Origin of the sequence: Streptomyces sp. N35 (assembly GCF_016464295.1) — a bacterium.
Taxonomy (GTDB): Bacteria; Actinomycetota; Actinomycetes; order Streptomycetales; family Streptomycetaceae; genus Streptomyces.
In genome coordinates this window covers 46,059-53,320 of record NZ_JAEIMH010000056.1, presented here as the reverse complement: position 1 = coordinate 53,320, position 7,262 = coordinate 46,059, and the positions used below count along the sequence as shown (strand labels likewise).

Below are 7,262 nucleotides of genomic sequence, written 5' to 3'. Positions count from 1 at the left end.
GACGGGTGAGGGGGGGGGAGGGTGGGGGGGGGGGTGCGGGGCGCAGTTTTCCCCCCCCCGCCCCTCCCCGAACCCGGGGCTCCGCCCCGGACCCCGCATCCGACCTCCGGTCGGATCTCCTCAAACGCCGGAGGGGCCGGAAAGCGTCACGTGGACTGCACGACGTTGCCCCGCACCCACTCCACAATCGCCCCGGTCGTCGCCCCCGGCGTGAAGATCGCCGCGACGCCCAGGGACTTCAGCGGAGGGATGTCCTCTTCCGGGATGATGCCGCCGCCGAAGACCTTGATGTCCTCGGCGTCCCGCTCCTTCAGAAGCTCGATGACCTTGGCGAACAGGGTCATGTGCGCGCCGGAGAGGATCGAGAGGCCGATCGCGTCGGCGTCCTCCTGGATGGCCGTGTCGACGATCTGCTCGGGCGTCTGGTGCAGGCCCGTGTAGATGACCTCCATGCCGGCGTCGCGCAACGCCCGCGCGATCACCTTCGCACCGCGGTCGTGGCCGTCGAGACCGGGCTTGGCGACCACCACGCGGATCGGACCGGTTGTCGCACCCATCGCTGCCTCCATGTCGAGCAAGTTGTGCGGGCCCCCTGAAGTGTGCCCGGGAGCGCCGGGAACCTCACAGCGAGGCACCGGAAGAAGTGAACGAACGTTATCGCCACCATCCCGCAACCGGCAGTTTCACGGTCAGGACCGAGGGGGAAATCACACGTGGGACACGTTCGCCATGCGCGGCACCCGCAAGCAGCGGCCGAGCCGACTCGACCCCGCAGCCGGGATCCGCGCACGGGGGAGCGGCGGGGGGCCGCCCCACCCCCGCGCGGGCAGCCGCACGGGGGGGTGGTGCGGTGCCGTCGAGGTGCGTGCCGTCTGGTGCGATGCCGCAGCGAGGCATTAGGCCACGGCCGCCTCCAGGGCGCCCCATGTGGGCTCACGGGGGACAGAGGAGTTCTCCGTGCGCCGTTTTGGAGGTCGGCTCATGGAGGCCGTGAGGCTTCTCAAGATCCTCAAGTCGCTGCCCCTGCTTCTGCCCACCTGGACACAGCTGGTCCGGACACCACGCCTCTGCCTGGCGTCGTCCGCGCTCCTCAAGGCCACCGCGCTCGAACTCGCCATCCTCACCGGGCACGTTCTGCTCTATCCGTCCGGAATCATCCAGGAACGTACCGCCCCGCCGCCACCCGAGGACACCGAGGACACCCCTCGCCTCCCCGCCGGACCGCACGACCGCCCGGTCGTGCTCCTGCACGGCTTCATCGACAACCGCTCCGTCTTCGTCCTGCTGCGCCGCACCCTGGCCCGGCACGGCCGCCGCCATCTCGCCTCGCTCAACTACTCGCCGCTGACCTGTGACATCCGCGAGGCGGCCCGGCTGCTCGGCGACCACATCGAAGAGCTCTGCGCGCGGACCGGGCAGGAACAGGTGGACATCGTCGGGCACAGCCTCGGCGGCCTGATCGCGCGCCACTACGTCCAGTGCCAGGGCGGAGACGCCCGCGTCCGCACCCTGGTCACGCTCGGCACCCCGCACAGCGGCACCCGGGTCGCGCCCGCGATGAACGCGCATCCGATCGTGCGCCAGATGCGGCCCGGCTCGGACGTGCTCGCCGAACTGGCCGGGCCCGCGCCTGGATGCCGTACCCGTTTCGTCGGTTTCTGGAGCGATCTGGACCAGTTGATGGTGCCGCTGGAGACCGCCTGCGTCGAGCACCCCGACCTGCTCGCGCACAACGTGCGGGTGAGCGGCATCGGTCATCTCGCGCTGCCGGTCCACCCCGCGGTCGCCGCCGGCATCCGGCAGGCGATCGACGACGACGCCGTCTTGGCCGGTGCGCAGGGAGCGGTGTCCGTGGCCTGAGGCAGTCCGCTCCCACCGCCCGTACGCCGCAATTCAGTTGACCGGCCCCGGCGCCGCCGAGTTCGATGCCCCGATGACCACCTCCGAGACGGGCAACAAGCCGCGCAAGATGCATGCCGACCAGGCGGACATCGACGAGGCGCTGGTGCGGCGGCTGATCGACGGACAGTTTCCGCAGTGGTCCGGGCTGCCGCTCGAGCTGGTGGATTCACCGGGGACGGTCAATGCGCTGTACCGGCTCGGCGAAGCCATGGTCGTACGGCTGCCGTTGCGCGCCGGCTCCGACGAGGAGGTGGAGAGCGAGTTCGACTGGCTGCCGAAGCTGGCCGGACACCTGCCGGTCCCGATCCCGGCGCCGCTCGCCAAGGGCGCACCCGCCGAGGGGTACGCGTGGCTGTGGTCCGTCTACCGCTGGCTCGACGGCACGACACCGGCGGCCGCGGCGGTCGGCAAGCCGCGTGAACTGGCCGCCGACCTGGCCGGGTTCATCACGGCGCTGCGTCGCATCGACACCGCCGGTGCCCCGCGCTGCGGCCGCGGCGGTCCGCTCGGCCCCCGCGACGAGGCGACGCGCGCGGCGCTCGCCCGGCTCACGGATGTGATCGACACCGATGCGGCAGCGGCCGTATGGCAGCAGGCCCTCGACGCCCCCGCATACGACGGGCCCGACCGCTGGATGCACGGCGATCTGCAGCCCGGCAATCTGCTCGTCGAGGACGGCCGGCTCGCCGCCGTCATCGACTTCGGCCTGGTCGGCATCGGCGATCCGACCGTCGACCTGATCACCGCCTGGTACGTGCTGCCCGCCGAGGCGCGCCCGGAGTTCCGCTCCGCCGTCGGCGCCGATGAGGCGAGTTGGGTACGGGGCCGGGGGCTCGCCCTGTCGATCGCGCTGCTCGAGCTCGCCTACTACCGCGAGACCAACCCGCGGATGGCGGCGACGGCGCGCCATGTGATCGGCGAGGTGCTGGCGGACCGCGAAGCGTCGCCCAGCGCCTGATCCCGACCGAGAAGCGTCTCTCAGCCCCTGATCCGGACCGCCGCAGAGGCGAAAATCCTCGAACAGCCTTCGAACACAAGGCCAAAGGTCTGCCCACAGTCCGCCGAAAGGCGGCCGAATGCCCGTTTCCCCCACCAACGAAACCTGCTGAAGATTGTCGGCGTCGCACACTGCCGGGTACAGTCACCGCACTGCTCCGCCCCCTTGTTGTCGAGGCGAAAGAGAAGTTGGTGAACGAACAGCACGGCTATGCCACCGGATACGGCGGCTATGCAACCGGTGCCTTCGACACCACCGCTTTCGACTCCGACCCCCTCTTCGGGGCGATGCCGGGGACGTACGACGCCTCACAGAGCGGCCAGTGGGACAGCACCCAGTGGACCGCCCCCGAGCAGGCAGGGACGTACGGCGCAGACGGCGCCACCGGCTACGACGCGTACTCCGCACAGCACACCGGCGGCTACGCGAACGGCAGTTACGACACCGGCGGCCACGACACGACCGCCATGTGGGCGAGCGCCGGATATCAGTCGGTCACCGACATCCCCGCGCAGCCCGGCCCGCAGAGCGGCGAGCAGTGGGACACCACCGGCCAGTGGGGGACCACCGGCGCCTACGGGTACGCCGACACCGGTTCCTACGACGCCACCGCCTGGAACTCCGCCGGCACCGAGACCACGTACGGGACGGAAGCGGCCGGCTCGTACGAGACGGAAACGCCGGGCTCCTACGAGACGGAGACGCTCGGCTCCTACGAGAGCGGCGCGACCTCTTACGAAAGCGGCCCGACCTCCTACGAGACCGGTTCATACGAGGCCGGTGCGTACGAGCCCCACGCCTACGAGGCCGACACCACCTCCCCGTACGAGAACGAGAGCGGTTCCTCCTCCTCGTACGAGAGCCAGGACAGTTCCTACGGCGAGACCGAGCTGCTCGACGCGCCGGTCACCGTCGGCCACGACGACACCGACGAACCCGAGCCGGTACGGGTGGCGCACAGCCCCCGCTCCCAGCGCTCCGGCTCCCGCGGCCGGCGCCGCACCCCCGCCAAGCGTTCCGCGCTGCTCACCGTGGCCGTGCCCTCCGTGTGCGCGCTGGGGGTGGCCGGGGTCGCCGCCGCCTCCGTGGTCGGCTCGATGGGCGGGAACGAGGAGCCGAAGTCGCAGGCCGCGCCCGATCCCAGCTCCGTCGAGACGGCCGCCGCGAACAACAAGCTGGACACCCAGCTCACCGAACTCTCCGCCGACGCCAATGAGTTCGCGGACCGCGCGAGCCGTACGCAGGAGCGCATCGACCTCAAGGAACGCCAGGAGGCCGAGAAGAAGCGCAAGGCCGAGGAGGCCGCCCGCAAGGAGGCGCTGCGCCCCAAGTTCTCGCTCCCGGTCAAGCAGCACGGGCTGAGCGCGTACTACGGGCAGGCCGGTGTGAACTGGATGTCCGTGCACTCGGGCATCGACTTCCCGGTCTCGTACGGCACCGAGGTGCTCGCCGCGACGGACGGCACCGTGCGCACGCAGTGGAACGGCGCGTACGGGAACATGGCCATAGTGACGGCGCCCGACGGCACCGAGACCTGGTACTGCCACCTCTCCAGCACGAAGATCCGCAGCGGTTCGGTCAAGGCCGGCGATGTGATCGCGTACTCCGGGAACTCCGGCAACTCCACGGGCCCGCATCTGCACTTCGAGGTCCGCCCGGCCGGCGGCTGGGCGATCGACCCGCTGCCGTGGCGGCGCCGCCACGGGTTCGACCCGTCCTGATCCGGACGCCCTTCCGACAGCCGGGGTGGCCTCCCCGCAACGGAGAGGCCACCCCCTTCACGTATCGCAGGCGGCTAGAGCTTCTCCACCGGCGCGTACCGCAGCAGCAGCACCTTCGGCTTCGTATCGCCGAAGTCGATGGTGGCGCGCGCCTTGTCGCCCGCGCCCTCGACGCCGACGACCGTGCCGAGCCCGAACTGGTCGTGCGTGACCCGGTCCCCGACCGCGAGGGAGATCACCGGCTTGTCGCCGGTCGCGAAGCCGGAGGACGTGCCGCGCCGGGAGCGGGCCGCCATCGTGGACGAGAGCGAGGAGGCCACCGAGGCCGCCGGACCCGTGGAGGGCGCGGCGCCGAGCTTGGCGCCCGTGCGCTTCCACTCCAGGTGGTGGGCCGGGATCTCCTCCAGGAAGCGGGACGGCGGGTTGTACGAGGGCTGGCCCCAGGCGCTGCGCAGGGTGGAGCGGGTGAGGTAGAGGCGCTCGCGGGCGCGCGTGATGCCCACGTACGCGAGCCGGCGCTCCTCCTCGAGCTCCTTGGTCTGGCCGAGCGCGCGCATGTGCGGGAAGACGCCGTCCTCCATGCCCGTCAGGAACACCACGGGAAATTCAAGGCCCTTGGCGGTGTGCAGGGTCATCAGGGTGATGACGCCGGAGCCGTCCTCGTCCTCGTCGGGGATCTGGTCGGAGTCGGCGACCAGCGCGACGCGCTCCAGGAAGTCGGAGAGTGAGGGCCGCTCGCCGTCCGCGGTCTCCTGCTCGAACTCCAGGGCCACGGCCGCGAGTTCCTGAAGGTTCTCGATGCGGGTCTCGTCCTGCGGGTCGGTGGAGGCCTGCAACTCGGCGAGATAGCCGGTCCGTTCGAGCACGGCCTCCAGGACGGTGGCCGGGCCCGCGCCGGATTCGACGATCGTACGGAGCTCCTCCATCAGCGTGTTGAAACGCTTGACGGCGTTGGTGGAGCGGGCCGCCATCCCGTACGCCTCGTCGACGCGGCCGAGCGCCTGCGGGAAGGTGATCTTCTCGCGGAGCGACAGGGCGTCGATCATGGCCTCGGCGCGCTCGCCGATACCGCGCTTGGGCACATTGAGGATCCGGCGCAGCGGGACGGTGTCCTCGGGGTTCGAGAGCACGCGCAGGTACGCGAGGACGTCCCGGACTTCCTTGCGCTCGTAGAAGCGGACGCCGCCGACGACCTTGTAGGGCAGGCCGACGCGGATGAAGATCTCTTCGAAGACACGGGACTGTGCGTTCGTACGGTAGAAGACCGCGACGTCACCGGCCTTGGCGTGGCCCGCGTCGGTGAGGCGGTCGATCTCCTCGGCGACGAACTGGGCCTCGTCGTGCTCGGTGTCGGCGACATAGCCGGTGATCTGCGCACCGTTGCCCGCGTTGGTCCACAGGTTCTTCGGGCGGCGCGATTCGTTGCGCTCGATGACCGCGTTGGCCGCGGAGAGGATCGTCTGCGTGGAGCGGTAGTTCTGCTCCAGCAGGATCGTCGTCGCGTTCGGGTAGTCGTCCTCGAAGTCCAGGATGTTGCGGATGGTGGCGCCACGGAACGCGTAGATCGACTGGTCCGCGTCACCCACCACGCACAGCTCGGCGGGCGGCAGCTCGTGCTCGCCCGGCGGTACGTCCTCGTCGCGCGGCCCGGTGCCGACCAGCTCGCGCACCAGGGCGTACTGCGCGTGGTTGGTGTCCTGGTACTCGTCGACCATGACGTGCCGGAAGCGGCGGCGGTAGTGCTCGGCGACGTCCGGGAAGGCCCGCAGGAGATTGACCGTCGTCATGATCAGGTCGTCGAAGTCGAGGGCGTTGGCCTCGCGCAGCCGCGACTGGTACATCGCGTAGGCCTGCGCGAGCGTCTTCTCGAAGCCGTCGGCGGCCTGGCCGGCGAAGTCCTCCTCGTCGATGAGCTCGTTCTTGAGGTTGGAGATCTTCGCGCTGAAGGCCTTGGGCGGGAAGCGCTTCGGGTCGAGATCGAGATCGCGGCAGACCAGGGCCATGAGGCGCTTGGAGTCGGCGGCGTCGTAGATCGAGAAGGAGGAGGTGAAGCCGAGCTTCTTCGACTCGCGGCGCAGTATCCGTACGCACGCGCTGTGGAAGGTCATCACCCACATCGCGTTGGCGCGCGGGCCGACCAGTTCCTCGACGCGCTCCTTCATCTCGCCCGCGGCCTTGTTGGTGAAGGTGATCGCGAGGATCTGGCCCGGGTGGACATTGCGCTCGGCGAGCAGATACGCGATGCGGTGGGTCAGGACGCGGGTCTTGCCGGAGCCTGCGCCGGCCACGATGAGCAGCGGGGTGTCGCTGTGCGTCACGGCGGCGCGCTGATTCTCGTTCAGCCCGTCGAGCAGCGCGGCGCCGTCGAGCACCGGGCGGGGGGCGCCGTCGCGGTAGTAGGCGTCGCGCTGTGCGGGCGCGTCGAACTTCCCGCCGAACAAGTCGGCCGGAATCTCTTCCGGTCCCTCGTCCTCGGGGGGCGGCGGCGGGGCGTGGTGCTTGCCCTGGTCCTTGGCCTGGAGGTCCGCCAGAAAGCTGTCGTCAAAGAGGCTGCTCATCGCCTACCGAGTCTAGGCGGCTCCACTGACAGCCCGTCCCCGGGTCGCGGGCCCCGGGGGGGGGGGGCGCTCGGGAGGCGGGCG

At 70.4% G+C, this 7,262-nt stretch carries 5 protein-coding genes; 3 read left to right on the top strand and 2 right to left on the bottom strand.

All coding sequences use genetic code 11. The annotated features are described in order from the left end of the window. Window positions 1-146 precede the first annotated feature (146 nt). Window positions 147-557: a cobalamin B12-binding domain-containing protein gene (locus tag JAO81_RS27535; protein WP_199550642.1), complete on the bottom strand. Its 411-nt coding sequence runs from the start codon at window positions 555-557 to the stop codon at window positions 147-149. 424 nt (window positions 558-981) lie between these two features. On the opposite strand from JAO81_RS27535, the gene JAO81_RS27530 reads away from it, so the two are divergent. The 3 genes from JAO81_RS27530 to JAO81_RS27520 all read left to right on the top strand — a co-directional run bounded on the left by JAO81_RS27530 (window position 982) and on the right by JAO81_RS27520 (window position 4,620). Beyond that, window positions 982-1,860, top strand: a complete 879-nt coding sequence (locus JAO81_RS27530; RefSeq protein WP_199550641.1) for an alpha/beta fold hydrolase — start codon at window positions 982-984, stop codon at window positions 1,858-1,860. Between the two features lie 73 nt (window positions 1,861-1,933). Continuing rightward, the gene (locus JAO81_RS27525; RefSeq protein WP_233415990.1) at window positions 1,934-2,860 is read left to right on the top strand and encodes an aminoglycoside phosphotransferase family protein; all 927 of its coding nucleotides are present in this window, start codon (window positions 1,934-1,936) and stop codon (window positions 2,858-2,860) included. Window positions 2,861-3,090: 230 nt separating this feature from the next. Further along, window positions 3,091-4,620, top strand: coding sequence for a peptidoglycan DD-metalloendopeptidase family protein (locus JAO81_RS27520; protein ID WP_199550640.1), 1,530 nt, complete (start codon window positions 3,091-3,093; stop codon window positions 4,618-4,620). 74 nt (window positions 4,621-4,694) lie between these two features. Here the strand turns inward: JAO81_RS27520 and pcrA are convergent, their stop codons facing one another. Further along, the gene (gene pcrA, locus JAO81_RS27515) at window positions 4,695-7,178 is read right to left on the bottom strand and encodes a DNA helicase PcrA (protein WP_199550639.1); all 2,484 of its coding nucleotides are present in this window, start codon (window positions 7,176-7,178) and stop codon (window positions 4,695-4,697) included. Window positions 7,179-7,262: the final 84 nt, after the last annotated feature.